Origin of the sequence: Pectobacterium peruviense, assembly GCF_002847345.1 — a bacterium.
In the GTDB taxonomy this organism is placed as follows: Bacteria; Pseudomonadota; Gammaproteobacteria; order Enterobacterales; family Enterobacteriaceae; genus Pectobacterium; species Pectobacterium peruviense.
Genome location: NZ_LXFV01000001.1, coordinates 292,584 through 309,987, shown reverse-complemented (window position 1 = coordinate 309,987; position 17,404 = coordinate 292,584). Strand labels below are relative to the sequence as shown.

Genomic DNA, 17,404 nt, shown 5'->3' with positions numbered 1-17,404 from the left:
TGAATTTTATCGGTAACAATTAGCTATTTACCACGATTTCTTTTTATACTTTGTCGTATGAAAAACAGTAATCAGACAATAACATTATGATTGATTTACACCTGCCATTGACGGACATCCACCGACACTTGGATGGCAATATCCGCGCCCAGAGTATTCTGGATCTAGGACGCCAGTACAATATTGCATTACCTGCCAGCGATCTTGACGCACTCCGCCCTCACGTTCAGGTCACCCAAAATGAACCTGATCTACTGAGTTTTTTACAAAAACTCGACTGGGGTGTCGCCGTTCTCGGTTCACTGGACGCCTGTCGCCGCGTCGCTTACGAGAATGTTGAAGATGCCATGAAAGCTGGGCTGGATTACGCCGAGTTGCGCTTCTCTCCCTACTATATGGCGATGAATCATAAGTTACCGATTGCTGGCGTTGTTGAGGCGGTGATCGACGGTATTACGGCAGGTAGCCGTGATTTCGATACCGATATTCGTCTGATTGGCATCATGAGCCGGACATTCGGTACCGAGGCCTGCCAGCAAGAGCTCGATGCCCTGCTGTCACAGCGCGATCGTATCGTGGCGCTCGACCTGGCGGGTGATGAACTCGGCCACCCTGGCGCGCAGTTTACCTCTCATTTCCAACAAGCGCGCGATGCCGGCTGGCACATCACCGTTCACGCGGGTGAAGCGGCTGGGCCAGAAAGTATTTGGCAGGCGATTAATCATCTGGGCGCCGAGCGCATCGGGCACGGCGTAACTGCAATTATCGATCCTCGCCTGATGACGCACATGGCAGAGAATGGAATCGGTATTGAATCCTGCCTGACTTCTAACATTCAAACCAGTACGGTGGAATCACTGGATAAACATCCGTTGATCCACTTCCTGCGTTACGGCATCCCAGCCACCATCAACACGGACGACCCAGCGGTTCAAGGCATAGAGATCCGCCACGAATATGAGGTCGCAGCACCCCTTGCCGGCCTGACGGCGGTAGAAACGCGTAAAGCACAGGAAAACGGCCTGAACATCGCATTTATCAGCGAGCAGGAAAAACAACAGTTGCGTGAAAAGGTTCTGCGTAAGCGGGCTTCTGCCTAATCACCGTGACGTCCTGTAGTCATTTCTGCCTGACACACCAAAACGGCTAACTCTCGTTAGCCGCTTGATGCGAATTTGTTACAGATAAGCTACAGAGATCAACTACTCGGATTCGCTGAGGAATGATGCGTGGTAATCAACCATTGTTTGCCGTTCCAAGCGTAAGTATAGGTATAGCGTGCTTTGGCTACGCTGCCATCACCGAATGTGAAAGTGTACGTTCCGGTATCAACAGCCTTATTACAGCCAATCCGTATTGTGCTAGTGTCAATCTTACCAACTGGCTTTTTTGCCAAAAAATGTTCAAAGTAATCAATGCGCTCTGCGTCAGTCGTCCGCGGTTTATCGGATAGCGTCGGCAGCAGCACCGCGTCTGACGCATAGTTTTTCGCAACCTTCTTCGCATCACCGGTTTGTAGCGAGGTATTCCAACGGTCAAATAACGATGCAATCTCTTTTTGACTGGTTTTTACACACTCCATATGCTGAGCGGCCTGCACAGATGCGGAAGCCAACGTCCCTAACATCGCTAAAGTTAACACCGTTTTTTTAAACATATTTCCCTCGATCTCAAATAATAATTATCATCAACTGCATCCTGCTCTATCGACAATGAATCTTGATGAGCCGGTATTGTTATAACGTAACGGATCGAGAAAGTGATACACTTTAGAAACTATCACTGTAATAGATTATTTAATCTATTTCTAAGCAGTCACAAATGACAACGCCCCCGAACTGTATGAGGTCGAGGGCGTTATTTTATATAGCGAGAGATCGATAATGTCTTACTGATGAGGTGTCTCTTTTTCCTTACTTAGCCGTTTGGCATAACGCTGTGCTAGCGCGGCGCACACCATTAGCTGAATTTGGTGGAAGATCATCAGCGGCAGCACCATCGCGCCAACCGCCGCGGCGGGGAACAGCACATTTGCCATCGGAATCCCGTTCGCCAGACTCTTCTTCGAACCACAGAAAACAATAGTGATTTCATCAGCGGTGTTAAAGCCCAGCTTGCGCGCAACCAGCGTATTCACCACCAGCACAATGGCTAACAGCACTATAGAGCAACCGACTACCGCCAGCAATGACCACCCGTTGATCTGCCCCCAAATCCCCTGCACGACCGCTTCGCTGAAGGCGACATAAACCACCAGAAGAATCGATGACCGGTCAGTAATATTAATCAGCTTACGGTTACGCTCGACCCACTTGGCAATCAGCGGACGAGACAGGTGCCCAATAACGAAAGGCACCATTAATTGCATGATGATTGAACCGATAGCATGCAGCGTATCCGTTTCTCCCCCCTGCGTATGCATCAACAAACCGACCAGAATCGGTGAGAGGAACACGCCTAAAATGCTGGATGCTGAAGCACTACAGATCGCCGCCGCCACGTTACCGCCAGCCATTGAGGTATAAGCAATCGCCGACTGCACCGTTGCGGGTAGCGCACACAGGTAGAGGAAGCCAAGATACAAGGTTGGCGTCAGCACCACTGGCGACAGTAGGCTCATGCCCATTCCCAGCAGCGGGAACAGAATAAACGTGCTGGCAAACACCACAAGGTGCAAACGCCAGTGCCCCATGCCTGTGGTAATCGCTTCACGCGAGAGCTTCGCACCGTGCATGAAGAACAGCAGAGCAATCGCCGCCGTTGTCAGATATTCAAAGAAAACCTTCACGGTGCCTTCAGCAGGAAGAATCGATGCCGTCACCACGACCAAAATCAGAACCAATAAAAACTTATCAATGCGTAACCGTTGTAACCACCCCATGCCCGACACCTTTCCCCTAGCCTTAGCCTAATTAACGCCCTAACAATACGGGCGATCCGGAGATCGCCCAAAACGGCAGTCTATGGCGATCCTAAGATCGCCTATTTAAACAAACCGTTAACTATCTGGAATAAAACGCGGCAAATCTAGTTATTTTTCAGCGTGACGGCTTTTTTCTGCTCGTGAGACAGCAGTCCCAGTTCGATCAGTTCCATTACCTGAATCGCCTGATGCACGCTGACGGGGTTTTCGCCTTTACCCGTCAGCGCATCGCGTACTGCCGCATAGTAAGCCGGATAATTACCCGGAATCGTGGCGATCGTTTGCTCCGCCGTGATGCCATCGCGCGACAGCGTCAGCACGCCATCGTGTTTATCCTGCCCCCAGTCGGCCAGCGGTGGACGTTCACCCGCTTTCAGGCGATCTTCCTGTGGGTCAAGACCGTATTTTACAAAGCTGCCGCGTGTGCCATGCACGATATAGCGGGCAGACGCCGCCGCCACCAGCATACTGGCGTGCAGGACAACCCGGCGTTGTGGGTAAATCAGCGTCGCGTGGAAATAATCAATTGCCTTACTGCCAGGCCTCAACCGTGCCATATCTACCTGAATCGCCACCGGCAAGCCAAACAGCTCCAGCGCCTGATCCAGCAAGTGCGGCCCAAGATCGTACCAAATCCCGCTGCCTTCGCTGCCGTCTTCACGCCAGCGCTGGCGAACCTCAGGGCGGAAGCGATCAAAATGCGATTCCATATAAACCACATTGCCCAGAGTTCCAGCCGCCAGTAGCTGTTTCAGCGTCAGAAAATCGCTGTCCCAACGGCGATTATGGAAAACAGAAAGCATTTTTCCGACGCGTTCGGCAATCGCACTCAGATCGCATGCTTGTGACAACGTCACGGTGAAAGGTTTGTCGACGACGACATGCTTGCCTGCTTCCAGCGCCTGTTTCGCCAGCGGGAAGTGTGTGTCATTGGGGGTAGGAATAACAATGAGGTCAATATCGGGATCGTTAAATAATGCCTGCGGGTCTTTCTCCACCCGAAGATTTGCCCAATCCGCATGCACTTTTTCAGCATTGCTGCTGGACACGGCCACCAGCTCCATACCAGCCGTACCTGCAATTAACGGCGCGTGGAATGTCTTACTGGCATAACCGTAGCCCAGCAACCCAACACGAACGGTCTCACTCATGACAATTCCCCTTAGCTTATTTTGACTTTGTGATTTCTCACTCAGTATATACCCGTCATCCGCCAGATTGCAGAGAGGGATAATCGCCAAGGGAATCCAGCGCGATTTTATGTTCGTTAACCGCTCACGGCATTGGGTATCCGCTCTCCCCACGCCACGGGCAGCGTTTTGGCTGCCGGATAGTTGATTTCACTGCTGCGGCGACGGAAATCGCTAGGGCTGACGCCGACTCGCTTACGGAACACGCGTGAGAAATACAGCTGATCGTCATACCCCACCACGCGACCAATGTTGGCGATAGATTCCTGTGTCGTCTGTAGTAACAGCTTGGCGCGAATCACGCGCTGATCTTCACGCCAGCGCAGAATATTAATGCCCACCTGCTCACGGAACAGATGCGCCAGCCGCGACGGCGACAGACAAACGTGTCGTGCGACTTCATCAATACGCAGTTCTCCGGCCAGATTGCTGGTAATAAACTGGCAGGCCTCAATCACGCGTGGATCCATGATCTTTTGCGGACTCTGCGGATCTTCTTCCATCGCTCTGAGCAACAGACGCTCCAGAAGATTCATGCCCAGTTCCTCCGAAAAACGCCGTCCTGAACGCTGCGTCTGCTCGATATTGGCAAACAGTCTGTCGAATTCCAGCAACAGTTGGTTATTCGGCAGGCTCATACGCCCGATGCCGCTGCTTTTGGTATGCCATTCCAACCAGTCAGCCCAGTAGGCACGTGGACGAAAATAAACCCAGCGGTGATACCAGCAATCGCTGCCCGATGAGCGGCCATAAAAATGCTTCGATTTAGGCGGAAACAGCAGCAGATCGCCAGGATTACAGAAAAAGGTCTCATCGCCATCAAAGACCTGTCCCTGTCCTTTCATCGTGAGATTAATAATGTAGCCTTTCATCCCATCAGGACGATCGATAAAGAAGTCGAGCGGCCCTTCAGCCAGAATCGGCGTTAGACCTGCCACGAGATAAGCGTTGAACGAATATCCCGGTAGCAGCGGATTAGGCTGAGATTCATGCGCCATACGGTGATACATCAGGCCTCCGGTACACGCTAGTAATGATAAGACGCGGCAGGATGACTAGCCTGCCGCACGGGCATTTATACCGTTTTCTTCGCCAGTTGTTTGTAGCGGTCGAAGATAACCGCCGCCAGCAGAATCAGGCCACGCACCACATATTGGGCAAACGGAGAGATATTCAGCAGGTTCATCGCATTCTCCACCGTCCCTAAAATCAGTACGCCAGCCACTACGTAGGAAATTTTACCAATCCCGCCTTTCAGTGATACGCCACCCAGCACACAGGCAGAAATGACGATCAGCTCATACCCGATGGACGTCATCGGCTGGCCGCTGGTCATACGCGACGCCAGAATGATCCCCGCCGCAGCGGATACCAGACCGGACAAGGCGAAAATGATGATCTTGGTGCGTACTACCGGCACCCCAGCCAAACGCGCAGCCTCTTCATTACCCCCAATCGCCAGCGTATTACGACCAAACGTGGTCTTGTTCAGCAGCAGGCCAAACAGAATCATACAACCGATGGTGATCCAGATTGGCGCAGGCAAGCCCAGCCAGTTGGCATATCCCAGAGCGAAGAAACGCTCATCTTCAATCCCTACCGCTTTACCATCGGAAATGATGTACGCCAAACCGCGCGCAATTTGCATCGTTGCCAATGTTGTAATCAGCGCATTAATCTTCAAACGGGCAATCACGAAACCGTTAAGCAGACCGAACGCTACGCCCAGCAGCAGACCCGCACCAACGCCGATCCACAGGCTTTCACTGATATTAATGACCACCGCCGTCGCCACCCCAGCACAGGCGATAATCGAAGCCACCGACAGGTCAAAATCACCAGAAGCCAGACAGAACAGCATCCCGCAGGCCACCATGCCGGACATGGAAATCGCCAGCCCCAGCCCTTTCATATTGATAAATGAGGCGAAATTTGGGACAAAAATCGCACAGCCAAGAAACAGCACGGCAAAAACCACCAGCATGCCGTAGTTATCCCAAATGCGGGACAATCCCATACCGTTTTTCTTCTTTTCTGAGGTTGCAGACGTAACCGTTGACATTGTTTTGCTCCTTCGCGGTCAGGCAACCGCAGATTCGATATCGGGGGTTCGTAACATAGCCAGACTGAGCACCTTCTGCTCCGTGGCATCGGCATGCAGCAGTTCGCCGGAGACGGCACCTTCGCGCATGACGATAATCCGGTCGGCCAGCCCAAGCACTTCTGGTAAATCGCTGGAGGCAAATAGCACCGCGATCCCCTGATTCGCCAGTTCATAGATGACATGATAAATTTCGTGCTTCGCGCCGACGTCGATACCGCGCGTGGGTTCATCGAGCAAAATTACCTTCATCTCTTCGGACAGCCAGCGGCCAAGAATGGCTTTCTGCTGGTTTCCGCCGGAAAGATTCATAATTAGCTGTTCATCGGACGGCGTTTTGATGTTCAGCGCTTCAATACGCTGTGACGCGTTATCCACTTCCCACTGATTATTAATAATAAAACCGGCTTTCAGGCTCTTACGTCTTGCGCTGATGTTGATGTTGTCACGCACCGAGTGCACCGGAATGATGCCATCGGCTTTGCGATCCTCTGGGCAGAGCATGACACCCTGGCGAATCGCATCGATGGGGGAATTCACCACCAGCGGTTTGCCATCCAACAGCACTTGACCACTGGTGATTTTGGTCGCACCAAACAGCCCTTTCATCAGTTCGCTGCGGCCCGCTCCCACCAGACCAAATAGCCCGACAATCTCCCCCTGCTTCACGTTCAGGGAAATCGTGGATTTCACGCCCGGCGCTTTTACCTCTTTCAGCGTCAAGCGATCCTCGCCGTGCGGACGCGGCGCGTAGCCATAGATATCCCCAAGGTTACGCCCAACCATCGCCTGTACCAGCGACTCATGGTTCACCTGTTGCATATCGTCAAACGTGCGCACATAGCGGCCATCTTTAAACACGGTAATGGCATCGCTCAGTGCAAAAATTTCTTCCATCCGGTGCGAAACATACAAAATGATCCGGCCTTCACTGCGCAATTCCGTAATCACTCGGAAGAGCTGCTCGATTTCACGGGCAGACAGCGAGCTGGTCGGTTCATCAAAAGCAATAATCTTGGCATTACGCGCCAGCGCCTTGGCGATCTCCACCATTTGCCATTGCCCGATCGACAGGTATTTCAGCGGGGTATCAGGATCGATATCCAATCCCAAATGCTGTAATTGCAGTTTGGCTTCATAGCGCAGCAGTGAATAGTTCACCATGCCGTATTTATGCGGCAGTTGGCCCAGATAGATGTTCTCGGCGACCGTCATTTCCGGCACCAAATGCAGTTCCTGATAAATAATGGCAACACCCGCATTCAGGGCATCCATCGTATTACTAAACTGCACGGGCTTGCCCTGAATGCGGATTTCGCCCGCTGACGGTGAATAGTTGCCGCTCAGGATTTTTAACAGCGTCGACTTGCCCGCCCCGTTTTCTCCCATCAATGCATGGATCTGGCCGGCATGGCAGGAAAAGCTGATATCCGAAAGCGCCTTAACACCGGGAAATTCTTTACCGATCCCATGAAACGACAAATAGGGTGACTGTGCTGTCATGTCTGTTTCCTCATAACGATGCAGGTAGAGCGCGGATAACCTCGACCAGCTTCATGCTGACCGGCGTTATCCGCATCTTTACGAAATCAGGCGAGATTACATCAGGCCTTTTTTCTCCAGTTCGACCTTAAAGTTGTCACGAGTGATCAGCACCACGTCGGTCACTTCGGTGAATTTCTCCGGTTCGACGCCTTTGGTGACCCAGTCATTCAGCATCTGGATACTCTTGTAGCCGTGAATATCCGGGCTTGGCAGCAGTGAGCCAAAGAAGCCCGTTGCCTGACCTTTAGACAGTTCGCTCACCGCATCCACGCCGTTGATACCGATACCAATAACGTTTGCTGCTTTAAAGCCCTGTCCTTCTGTCGCACGAACGCCACCCAGTACGGTGTTGTCGTTCATACCGATAATCAGCCAGTTTTTCACGCCAGGATGCTGAACCAGCATGGAGTTAGCGGCATCAAACGCACCGGGGATATCGTTGGATTTGGTTGGCACACGATAGATCTGTTTTTCTGGGAAGCCAGCGGCCTTCAGCGCATCCATGGAGCCAGAAGTACGACGGCGCGCGGTGTCCAGCTCATCAGCAGTAATCGCCATCACAGCGGTTTCATCCACTTTCCAGCCACGCTTGTTCATTTCTTTATACAGTTCCTGACCTTGACGCTCACCAATTTTGGTGGCCGCCATCATCACCAACGGCACTGTATCCATTGGTTGACCTTTAGCGTTCACGAACTGGTCATCAACCGCGATCACTTTCAGGTTGTAGCTACGTGCTTTTGCAATAATGGCCGGCCCCAATTTTGGGTCTGGGGTACAAATAACAAACCCTTTCGCCCCGCTGGCCGCCAGGCTATCAATCGCGTTCAGGGTTTTTTCCCCATCAGGCACCGCAATTTTTATCACATCAAAACCAAGATCTTTTCCTGCCTTATCCGCGAACTTCCATTCGGTCTGGAACCAGGGCTCTTCCGGCTGCTTAACCAGAAATCCCAGCTTTAAGTTCTCTGCCATAGCTGATTGTGACATAACAGCGGCTAACCCGATTGCTGCCAGCGCCTTAGTGAATTTATGCATGATGTTCTCCGGTGTAATTATCTTTTCATTCGCCAGCGACGCTGAAGCGAGTTCGAGTTCCTGGTAAGGTATTTCCGGTCCGGATAAAGGAAAAACACAGACTTAGCGTGGTTCCTTTACTCAGTAGCATTCAGACGCTTTATGTTTTAGCCGTTATTACCGATAAGAATATAGAGCGCTATCACAGTCCGGAACAATGACAGGTTTGTGCATACATTTAGCAAATTTAACCAATCATTAACCTTTGACCAGCTTCACAAAATGGCTGCTCGCGACAGAAAAATACATACTTCCAGCTAACCACTCCTAACCGCCTCTCGTTATCCCTGCCTATCGTAAACACCAACGATCTGGGATTAATGAGGAGCAAAGCATGAGCGCGGGCGCTATTACGATTGGTCTCGACTTTGGCAGTGATTCGGTACGCGCCTTAGCCGTTGACTGCCAAAGCGGGAAAGAGCTGGAAACAGAAGTGGTCTACTACCCCCGCTGGCGTGAGGGTAAATATTGTCAGCCTGCCAACAACCAGTTCCGACATCATCCGCTGGACTATATCGAATCGCTGGAACAGGCGATCAAGGTGGTGGTTTCCCGTCTGACGAACGACCAGCGGCAGAGCATCATTGGTATTGGCGTGGATTCAACCGGGTCAACGCCCGCACCCATTGATGAACAAGGCCAGATCCTGGCGCTGCGCCCCGAGTTTGCCAACAACCCCAATGCGATGTTCGTACTGTGGAAAGATCACACGGCAATAGAAGAAGCGGATGCCATTAATGCGTTGTGCCGCAGCGGTCAGTTCCCCGATTACACCCGCTATATCGGTGGTGTTTACTCATCCGAATGGTTCTGGGCCAAAATCCTGCATGTATCGCGCGAAGATGCAGCGGTGCGTCAGTCGGCCGTTTCCTGGATAGAACTGTGCGACTGGGTGCCCGCCCTGCTTTCCGGCACACAAGCGCCAGCCGATATTCGTCGTGGCCGGTGCAGTGCCGGACATAAATCACTCTGGCATCCGAGCTGGGGTGGACTCCCACCGAAAGATTTCCTACACGCGCTCGATCCCTGCCTGACAGAGACATTGCAGTACCCGTTGTTTACCGATACCTGGACCGCCGAACAGTCGGTCGGCACCATCACCGTAGAGTGGGCGCAGCGGCTCGGCATCCCTGAGACGGTCACGCTTGCAGGCGGCGCGTTTGACTGCCACGTCGGTACCGTCGGTGCGGGCGCACAGCCTTATACATTGGTCAAAGTGATTGGCACCTCAACCTGCGACATTCTGATCGCGGACGAAGAACGCATTGCCGATCGCACCATCGCCGGGATCTGTGGACAGGTCGACGGCAGCGTCGTCCCCGGCTATATCGGTCTGGAAGCTGGACAGTCCGCCTTTGGCGACATGTATGCCTGGTTTGGCAGGCTGCTGGGCTGGTCGTTACAGGAAGCAGCGAAAGATCATCCTGAACTTAAAACGTCACTACAGGCGATGGAAGCCAAGCTGCTGGAAAGGCTTACCCGCAACTGGGCGGACAACCCTACGCTGGATCACCTGCCTATCGTGCTGGACTGGTTTAACGGCCGCAGAACGCCGTTCGCCAACCAGCGCTTAAAAGGCGTGATTACCGATCTGAATCTGGGCACCGATGCCCCTACGCTGTTTGGCGGTTTCATTGCCGCTACCGCCTTTGGCGCACGCGCAATTATGGAATGCTTTGAAGATCAGGGCGTCCCCGTCGAGAACGTGCTGGCGCTGGGCGGCATCGCGCGGAAATCCCCCGTCATCATGCAGGTGTGTACCGATGTAATGAATCGTCCCTTGCAGATCGTCGCGTCCGACCAGTGCTGTGCGCTCGGCGCTGCGATCTTTGCCGCCGTCGCCGCTGGCGTTCACGTCGATATCCCAACCGCACAACAGCATATGGCCAGCGGCATAGAACGCACGTTAATGCCAGACAGCCAGCGCGTTGCCCGTTATCAACAGCTTTATGAGCGCTATCAGCAGTGGTGCCGTCTCGCGGAACCAGCCTATAGCCCAACGTCTACGGCAAAAAACTAATTTTTATCCCTCTGGGGATCACGTACAGGAGTCATCATGGATCATTTTAAGCAGCTTGAAGTCTGGTTCGTCATCGGTAGCCAGCATCTCTATGGGCCGGAAACGTTACGTCAGGTAAAAGAGAACGCAGAAAAAGTCGTCGCGGGTTTGAATCAACAAGCCAATCTACCGGTTAAGCTGGTGCTAAAGCCGTTGGTGAAAACACCAGATGAAATTCTGGCACTGTGTCGCGATGCCAACTATCAGGATAACTGCATCGGTCTGCTAACCTGGCTGCACACCTTCTCTCCGGCAAAAATGTGGATTGGCGGCCTGAGCGTACTTAGTAAACCGCTGCTGCAATTCCATACCCAGTTCAATGCCGAAGTGCCGTGGGATACCATGGACATGGATTTCATGAACCTGAATCAGACGGCGCACGGCGGACGCGAGTTTGGTTTTATCGGTGCTCGAATGCGCCAAGCGCATCAGGTGGTGGTCGGCCACTGGCAGGATAAGAACGCGCATGTTCGCATCGGCAAATGGATGCGTGTTGCCGCTGCCATTAAGGAAAGCAAACAGCTGAAGGTCGCGCGCTTTGGCGACAACATGCGTGAAGTCGCCGTCACCGAAGGTGATAAAGTCGGCGCGCAGATTCAGTTCGGCTACTCCGTCAGCGCCTGGGGACTGGGAGATTTAACCGCCGTGGTTGATGCCGTCTCCAAAGGCGATATTGATGCACTGATCGAAGAGTATGAAACCAGCTACCAGTTGACGGATGCGGTGAAACTCAACGGGGCTAATCGTCAGAACCTGCTGGATGCCGCTCAGATCGAACTTGGGATGAAGCGCTTTCTGGAACAAGGCGGCTATCACGCGTTCACCACCGATTTTGAAAATCTGTACGGCTTAAAACAACTGCCGGGTCTGGCGGTTCAACGCCTGATGCAGCAAGGCTACGGTTTCGGTGGTGAAGGCGACTGGAAAACCGCCGCGCTGTTGCGCATCATGAAAGTGATGGCAGGCGGATTGTCGGGCGGAACCTCCTTCATGGAGGACTACACCTATAATTTCCAGAATGGTAACGATCTGGTCGTCGGGTCCCATATGCTGGAAGTCTGCCCCACCATTGCGAAAGAGCAGAAACCGATTCTGGATGCGCAGCATCTTGGGATTGGCGGAAAAGCCGATCCTGCCCGTTTGATATTCTCCACGCCTGCCGGACCATCTCTCAACGCCAGCGTGATCGACATGGGCGATCGTTTCAGAATGTTGGTTAATCTAGTCGACACCATTGAGCAGCCACGTCCGTTGCCAAAATTGCCGGTTGCTCGCGCCATCTGGAAAGCGCAACCGTCGTTGGAAGTGGCGGCCGAAGCCTGGATTCTGGCGGGCGGTGCGCACCACACTGTATTTAGTCAGGCGTTGGATCTTGACCACATGCGGCTTTATGCAGAGATGCAGAACATTGAACTGCTGGTGATCGACAACGAAACCCGACTCCACGAATTCAAAGATGCTCTGCGCTGGAATGAGGTGTATTACAAACTTTGTAGTCGTTAATTCCACGCTTTGGGCAGATTGTCTATGGATCTTTCATCCGTACACAATCTGCCCCTTTATAGGCATTAATCGTTCCTATTCTCTGATGTATCATCACCCCGCCACTCGGCATAGCCTTAAAAGTCGGTTATTTTCCTGTCAATTCATTATTTTTCATTTTCATTCGTTTGTTGTTGAAAAATAAGCGTAGTTTATTACTTCTCCCTCTAGACAGGCTTTCTTGCTTGAATATACTTAGTCATCTCAACCACATAACTATTAGACCAATTCACCATGACCGTTCATGACTATTTGCTTAAATTCAGGAAAGTCAGCTCAACAGAAAGTCTGGAAAAACTCTTTGATCATCTCAATTACTCTCTGACCGATAGTCAGGAAATCATCAACATGTATCGTGCAGCTGACCATCGGCGGGCTGAATTAGCATCCGGCGGGCGCTTATTCGATCTCGGCTGTGTGCCAAAATCTGTTTGGCATCACGTTCTGTAGTGATAAATAGCTATCGGTGAAAAAAGAATAGTTATGCAATAATCACCTTCCGGGCTATGGCTCAGAACGCACTGCGCGTTGCTGTCTGATAGCCCGGCGTTTCTCTTATTAAGAGAGCCAGATCCTCCGCTCCTTGAAGTAGACGGCTATACCCCTACTTTGGGTATGTTGTCGAAAACCCAACAATGCCTGATAATAGTCCGGTTTTGTTTTCTAGGCACCGTAATGACCGAATACGCATTGCTCTTTGTTAGCATCCTTCTGGTAAATAATTTCGTCTTAGTGAAGTTTCTTGGGCTGTGCCCCTTTATGGGCGTGTCCAAAAAACTAGAGACGGCGATTGGTATGGGAATGGCGACCACGTTTGTGATGACACTGGGCTCCATGTTTTCCTGGCTGATCAACGAATTTATTCTTGTCCCGCTCGACATTCTCTATTTGCGCACCATGGCTTTTATTCTGGTGCTCGCCGTGGTGGTGCAGTTCTCCGAGATGTTCGTGCGCAAAGTTAGCCCTGAGCTGTATCGCCTGCTCGGGATTTTCCTGCCGCTGATCACCACCAACTGTGCCGTACTTGGCGTCGTCTTGCTCAACATCAACCTGTCGCACGGTTTCCTGCAATCGACGATTTATGGTTTTGGCGGTGCGGCAGGCTTCTCACTGGTGATGGTTCTTTTTGCCGCCATCCGCGAGCGCCTCGCCGTATCGGACATTCCGGCACCGTTTCGAGGCTCTTCGATTGCACTGATCACCGCTGGCCTGATGTCTCTGGCATTTATGGGCTTTACCGGACTGGTAAAATTCTGATGACCGCTATCTGGATCGCCATTGCGGCATTAAGCGCACTCGCGCTGGCGTTCGGCTTGGTGCTTGGCTACGCCTCACGTCGTTTTGAAGTCGAAAACGATCCGATCGTGGAAGAAGTGGAAGCCATGCTGCCGCAGAGTCAGTGTGGCCAGTGCGGTTACCCTGGCTGTCGGCCTTACGCCGAAGCGGTCGCGCTAAATGGTGAAAGCATTAATAAATGCGGCCCCGGCGGTGAAGCGATGATGTTGAAGCTGGCTGAAAAGCTCAACGTCGACCCGCAGCCGCTGGAAGGCGATGCTGATATTCAAGCTCCTGCACGTCACGTTGCCTGGATCGATGAAAGTAACTGCATCGGCTGTACCAAGTGCATTCAGGCCTGTCCGGTTGATGCCATTATCGGCAGTACCAAAGCGGTACACACCGTCGTCAGCGATTTATGCACAGGTTGCGATCTCTGCGTTTCCCCTTGCCCCACGGACTGTATCGAATTACGGCCCATCGCTCCGACTCCCGCTAACTGGAAATGGGATCTCGATACGATTCCAGTACGCGTTATTCAAGTAGAACGACATGCTTAAGCTGTTTTCCGCCTTTAGAAAAGACAGGATCTGGGATTTCGACGGAGGCATTCATCCGCCGGAAATGAAGACGCAGTCCAGCCAGACGCCACTACGCCAGATCTCGCTGCCAGAACAGTTCATTATTCCGCTCAAGCAGCATCTTGGGCCGGAAGGCGAAATCTGTGTTAGCGTCGGTGAGAAGGTGCTGCGCGGCCAGCCGTTGACGCGGGGAAAAGGCCGTACACTGCCCGTTCACGCACCGACATCGGGAACCGTGAACGCGATTCGCCAGCATACAACGGCGCATCCTTCTGGCCTGACCGAACTCAGTATCATTATCGTGCCAGACGGCGAAGATCGCTGGTGCGAGCGCCAGACCTATGCGGATTACCGCGCGCAGAGTGTCGATACCTTGCTTGCCCACCTGCATCAGGCGGGCATTGCGGGTTTGGGCGGCGCAGGCTTCCCTACCGCAGCTAAATTACAAGGCGGGATGCGCGGGATTGAAACCCTGATTATCAACGGCGCAGAATGCGAACCCTACATTACCGCCGACGATCGGCTCATGCAGGAGTGTGCCGACGAGATTATTCAGGGCGTCGAGATTCTGTCATTCCTGTTGCAGTCGAAACGTATTCTGATCGGAATCGAAGATAACAAGCCGGAAGCCATCAGTGCTCTGCGGTTGGCCTTGAGCAAACGCAGCGACATGCAGTTGCGCGTCATCCCTACCAAGTATCCGTCAGGCGGTGCCAAGCAGCTCACCAAAATTTTGACTGGCAAAGAAGTCCCGTTCGGTAAACATTCCGCCGCGATTGGCGTGCTCATGCAAAACGTCGGCACGGCCTACGCCATCAAACGCGCCGTGATCGACGGTGAACCGCTCACTGAGCGCGTAGTGACACTGACCGGTGAAGCCTTGCGCCAGCCCGGTAACGTGTGGGCGCGGCTGGGGACGCCAGTACGCCACCTGCTCAAACAGGGTGGATTCCACGTCACTAAACAGCCGATGGTGGTGATGGGTGGCCCATTGATGGGCTTTACTCTGCCGTCGCTGGACGTGCCTATCGTCAAAATTAGCAACTGCCTGCTCGCGCCGTCACATTCGGAAATGGAGCCGGTTGCCGAGGAACAATCCTGTATTCGCTGTAGCAAATGTGCCGATGCCTGCCCTGCGGGTCTCTTACCGCAGCAGTTGTACTGGTTCAGTCGCGGACAAGAACACGAAAAAGCCCGTAATCATCATCTGTTCGACTGTATCGAATGCGGTGCTTGCGCTTACGTCTGCCCCAGCAATATTCCGCTGGTGCAGTACTATCGTCAGGAAAAGGCCGAGATTCGGGCCATTGACGAAGACGCACAGCGTGCCGCGCAGGCCAAAGTGCGTTTTGATGCCAAACAGGCTCGTCTGGAACGGGAAAAGGCCGCGCGTGAACTGCGCCATAAACAAGCTGCAGCTGGCGTATCCACCAGTGACAAAGACGCCGTTCAGGCCGCATTGGAGCGCGTGCGGCGCAAACAAACCGCAGAAGCCGAGATCGGTTCCCCCATCACGGTAATCCCTGATGCGCAGCCGGATAACAGTGCGGCCATTGCTGCGCGTGCCGCACGTAAAGCATTAGTACGTGAAGAACGAGTGCGAGAGGAAGAAGCGCAACAAGAAACACCAGCAGCAGAAGTGACACCTGACGAGCTTGATCCACGTAAAGCCGCCGTTGCCGCTGCCCTTGCACGTGTTAAAGCTCGCAAGGCTGCACAGCAGTCCGAGTTAAATACGACAGAGCCGGTGTTATCAGCCGTTCCCGACATAGCAGCGGAACCCATAGCTGCCGTTGAAGCACAAGAGCTGGAAGATCCACGTAAGGCTGCCGTTGCCGCCGCTATCGCCCGCGTTAAGGCTCGTAAAGCCGCGCAGCAGCCTGCAACAAACGTAGAAGCAGCCGCTCCAGTCGTTTCCGAGACAACAGCAGAGCCGATCGCGGCCATTGAAGTACAAGAGCCGGAAGATCCGCGTAAGGCTGCCGTTGCCGCCGCTATCGCTCGTGTTAAAGCCCGTAAGGCCGCGCAGGCATCGTTACATCAAGAGGAATAAATGGCTTTTAGAATTGCGAGTTCACCGTTTACACATAACCAACAGCGCACACAGCGCATCATGCTGTGGGTTATTCTGGCCTGCCTACCGGGCATGCTGGCGCAGGTCTATTTCTTTGGCTACGGCAACTTGATTCAGGTCGGGCTGGCGTCTGCCACCGCGCTTATTGCGGAAGGCGTGACACTGTCACTGAGAAAGTTTGCGGTTAGAACCACCCTGGCTGATAATTCCGCGTTACTGACCGCTGTGCTGCTCGGAATCAGCCTACCGCCGCTCGCGCCGTGGTGGATGGTGGTCATGGCAACCGTCTTCGCTATCATTATTGCCAAACAGCTGTATGGCGGATTAGGGCAAAACCCCTTTAACCCCGCAATGATTGGCTATGTCGTGTTGCTGATCTCTTTCCCTGTCCAGATGACGAGCTGGTTGCCGCCCGAGCCGCTGCAAACCATCTCGCTCAGTTTCCATGATGCGCTCGTCATCATTTTTACCGGACACACACCTGACGGGCATACCATGCAGCAGTTGATGCACAATGTTGATGGCGTGAGTCAGGCCACCCCGCTGGATACGTTTAAAACCAGCTTACGTTCTGGTCAAACGCCACAAGCCATTCTGCAACAGCCGATGTTTGCACAATCGTTGTCTGGTATTGGCTGGCAGTGGGTTAATATCGGTTTTCTCATCGGCGGGCTGTTCTTGCTGATGCGCGGCACGATTCGCTGGCATATTCCAGTCAGTTTTCTGCTGTCGCTGATGTTCTGCGCCCTGCTAAGCTGGCTCATCGCGCCGGATAAATTTGCCCCACCGATATTACATCTGTTGTCCGGTGCGACCATGCTCGGCGCATTTTTCATCGCTACCGATCCGGTAACGGCATCAACCACGAACCGGGGCCGTCTGATTTTCGGTGCGTTGATTGGGTTACTGGTGTGGCTCATTCGCACCTATGGCGGCTACCCAGACGGCGTAGCCTTTGCCGTTCTACTGGCGAACATTACTGTGCCGCTAATCGACTATTACACCAAGCCACGCGCTTACGGCCACCATCGCTGAGG

At 53.0% G+C, this 17,404-nt stretch carries 15 protein-coding genes; 8 read left to right on the top strand and 7 right to left on the bottom strand.

The features are described from left to right. Positions 1–86 precede the first annotated feature (86 nt). A complete protein-coding gene (gene add, locus A0G03_RS01430) occupies positions 87–1,100 on the top strand; it encodes an adenosine deaminase (protein WP_048260120.1) in 1,014 nt (337 codons plus the stop codon). 98 nt (positions 1,101–1,198) lie between these two features. Here the strand turns inward: add and A0G03_RS01425 are convergent, their stop codons facing one another. The 7 genes from A0G03_RS01425 to A0G03_RS01395 all read right to left on the bottom strand — a co-directional run bounded on the left by A0G03_RS01425 (position 1,199) and on the right by A0G03_RS01395 (position 8,797). Continuing rightward, on the bottom strand, positions 1,199–1,657 hold the full coding sequence (locus A0G03_RS01425; protein WP_048260121.1) for an SgcJ/EcaC family oxidoreductase: 459 nt from the start codon (positions 1,655–1,657) through the stop codon (positions 1,199–1,201). Positions 1,658–1,888: 231 nt separating this feature from the next. Beyond that, positions 1,889–2,881: a bile acid:sodium symporter family protein gene (locus tag A0G03_RS01420; protein ID WP_048260122.1), complete on the bottom strand. Its 993-nt coding sequence runs from the start codon at positions 2,879–2,881 to the stop codon at positions 1,889–1,891. A 146-nt stretch (positions 2,882–3,027) separates the two neighbouring features. Beyond that, complete coding sequence (locus tag A0G03_RS01415) at positions 3,028–4,074, bottom strand: oxidoreductase (RefSeq protein ID WP_048260123.1); 1,047 nt, start codon at positions 4,072–4,074, stop codon at positions 3,028–3,030. 116 nt (positions 4,075–4,190) lie between these two features. Further along, entirely contained in the window at positions 4,191–5,123 is a 933-nt protein-coding gene (gene araC, locus A0G03_RS01410; protein WP_048260125.1) for an arabinose operon transcriptional regulator AraC, read from the bottom strand. Positions 5,124–5,188: 65 nt separating this feature from the next. Continuing rightward, positions 5,189–6,175, bottom strand: coding sequence for an L-arabinose ABC transporter permease AraH (gene araH / locus A0G03_RS01405; RefSeq protein ID WP_048260126.1), 987 nt, complete (start codon positions 6,173–6,175; stop codon positions 5,189–5,191). A gap of 18 nt (positions 6,176–6,193) precedes the next feature. After that, on the bottom strand, positions 6,194–7,717 hold the full coding sequence (araG, locus tag A0G03_RS01400; protein ID WP_048260128.1) for an L-arabinose ABC transporter ATP-binding protein AraG: 1,524 nt from the start codon (positions 7,715–7,717) through the stop codon (positions 6,194–6,196). Between the two features lie 96 nt (positions 7,718–7,813). Next, the gene (locus A0G03_RS01395) at positions 7,814–8,797 is read right to left on the bottom strand and encodes an arabinose ABC transporter substrate-binding protein (RefSeq protein ID WP_048260129.1); all 984 of its coding nucleotides are present in this window, start codon (positions 8,795–8,797) and stop codon (positions 7,814–7,816) included. A 373-nt stretch (positions 8,798–9,170) separates the two neighbouring features. Between A0G03_RS01395 and A0G03_RS01390 the strand changes: the two genes are divergently transcribed. The 7 genes from A0G03_RS01390 to rsxD all read left to right on the top strand — a co-directional run bounded on the left by A0G03_RS01390 (position 9,171) and on the right by rsxD (position 17,402). Then, entirely contained in the window at positions 9,171–10,856 is a 1,686-nt protein-coding gene (locus tag A0G03_RS01390; protein ID WP_048260130.1) for a ribulokinase, read from the top strand. Between the two features lie 36 nt (positions 10,857–10,892). Beyond that, entirely contained in the window at positions 10,893–12,398 is a 1,506-nt protein-coding gene (gene araA, locus A0G03_RS01385; protein ID WP_048260133.1) for an L-arabinose isomerase, read from the top strand. Between the two features lie 273 nt (positions 12,399–12,671). Next, positions 12,672–12,887, top strand: coding sequence for a transcription modulator YdgT (gene ydgT, locus A0G03_RS01380; protein ID WP_010275188.1), 216 nt, complete (start codon positions 12,672–12,674; stop codon positions 12,885–12,887). A 225-nt stretch (positions 12,888–13,112) separates the two neighbouring features. After that, positions 13,113–13,694 (top strand): electron transport complex subunit RsxA, encoded by a 582-nt coding sequence (gene rsxA, locus A0G03_RS01375; RefSeq protein WP_011093834.1) that lies wholly within the window; start codon positions 13,113–13,115, stop codon positions 13,692–13,694. Continuing rightward, positions 13,694–14,272: an electron transport complex subunit RsxB gene (gene rsxB / locus A0G03_RS01370; RefSeq protein ID WP_048260136.1), complete on the top strand. Its 579-nt coding sequence runs from the start codon at positions 13,694–13,696 to the stop codon at positions 14,270–14,272. Before rsxA ends, rsxB begins: the two co-directional genes overlap by 1 nt. After that, entirely contained in the window at positions 14,265–16,346 is a 2,082-nt protein-coding gene (gene rsxC, locus A0G03_RS01365; protein WP_048260137.1) for an electron transport complex subunit RsxC, read from the top strand. The genes rsxB and rsxC overlap by 8 nt, the downstream gene beginning before the upstream one ends. Continuing rightward, positions 16,347–17,402, top strand: a complete 1,056-nt coding sequence (gene rsxD / locus A0G03_RS01360; RefSeq protein WP_048260139.1) for an electron transport complex subunit RsxD — start codon at positions 16,347–16,349, stop codon at positions 17,400–17,402. Positions 17,403–17,404: the final 2 nt, after the last annotated feature.

What these genes read in the sequence shown, in the direction of transcription:
- A0G03_RS01415 (WP_048260123.1), bottom strand. Translation starts at nt 4,074, where the DNA reads ATGAGTGAGACCGTTCGTGTTGGGTTGCTGGGCTACGGTTATGCCAGT.
- A0G03_RS01390 (WP_048260130.1), top strand. Translation starts at nt 9,171, where the DNA reads ATGAGCGCGGGCGCTATTACGATTGGTCTCGACTTTGGCAGTGATTCG.
- araA (WP_048260133.1), top strand. Translation starts at nt 10,893, where the DNA reads ATGGATCATTTTAAGCAGCTTGAAGTCTGGTTCGTCATCGGTAGCCAG.
- rsxB (WP_048260136.1), top strand. Translation starts at nt 13,694, where the DNA reads ATGACCGCTATCTGGATCGCCATTGCGGCATTAAGCGCACTCGCGCTG.
- add (WP_048260120.1), top strand. Translation starts at nt 87, where the DNA reads ATGATTGATTTACACCTGCCATTGACGGACATCCACCGACACTTGGAT.
- A0G03_RS01425 (WP_048260121.1), bottom strand. Translation starts at nt 1,657, where the DNA reads ATGTTTAAAAAAACGGTGTTAACTTTAGCGATGTTAGGGACGTTGGCT.
- araC (WP_048260125.1), bottom strand. Translation starts at nt 5,123, where the DNA reads ATGTATCACCGTATGGCGCATGAATCTCAGCCTAATCCGCTGCTACCG.
- A0G03_RS01420 (WP_048260122.1), bottom strand. Translation starts at nt 2,881, where the DNA reads ATGGGGTGGTTACAACGGTTACGCATTGATAAGTTTTTATTGGTTCTG.
- rsxC (WP_048260137.1), top strand. Translation starts at nt 14,265, where the DNA reads ATGCTTAAGCTGTTTTCCGCCTTTAGAAAAGACAGGATCTGGGATTTC.
- ydgT (WP_010275188.1), top strand. Translation starts at nt 12,672, where the DNA reads ATGACCGTTCATGACTATTTGCTTAAATTCAGGAAAGTCAGCTCAACA.
- araH (WP_048260126.1), bottom strand. Translation starts at nt 6,175, where the DNA reads ATGTCAACGGTTACGTCTGCAACCTCAGAAAAGAAGAAAAACGGTATG.
- A0G03_RS01395 (WP_048260129.1), bottom strand. Translation starts at nt 8,797, where the DNA reads ATGCATAAATTCACTAAGGCGCTGGCAGCAATCGGGTTAGCCGCTGTT.
- rsxA (WP_011093834.1), top strand. Translation starts at nt 13,113, where the DNA reads ATGACCGAATACGCATTGCTCTTTGTTAGCATCCTTCTGGTAAATAAT.
- rsxD (WP_048260139.1), top strand. Translation starts at nt 16,347, where the DNA reads ATGGCTTTTAGAATTGCGAGTTCACCGTTTACACATAACCAACAGCGC.
- araG (WP_048260128.1), bottom strand. Translation starts at nt 7,717, where the DNA reads ATGACAGCACAGTCACCCTATTTGTCGTTTCATGGGATCGGTAAAGAA.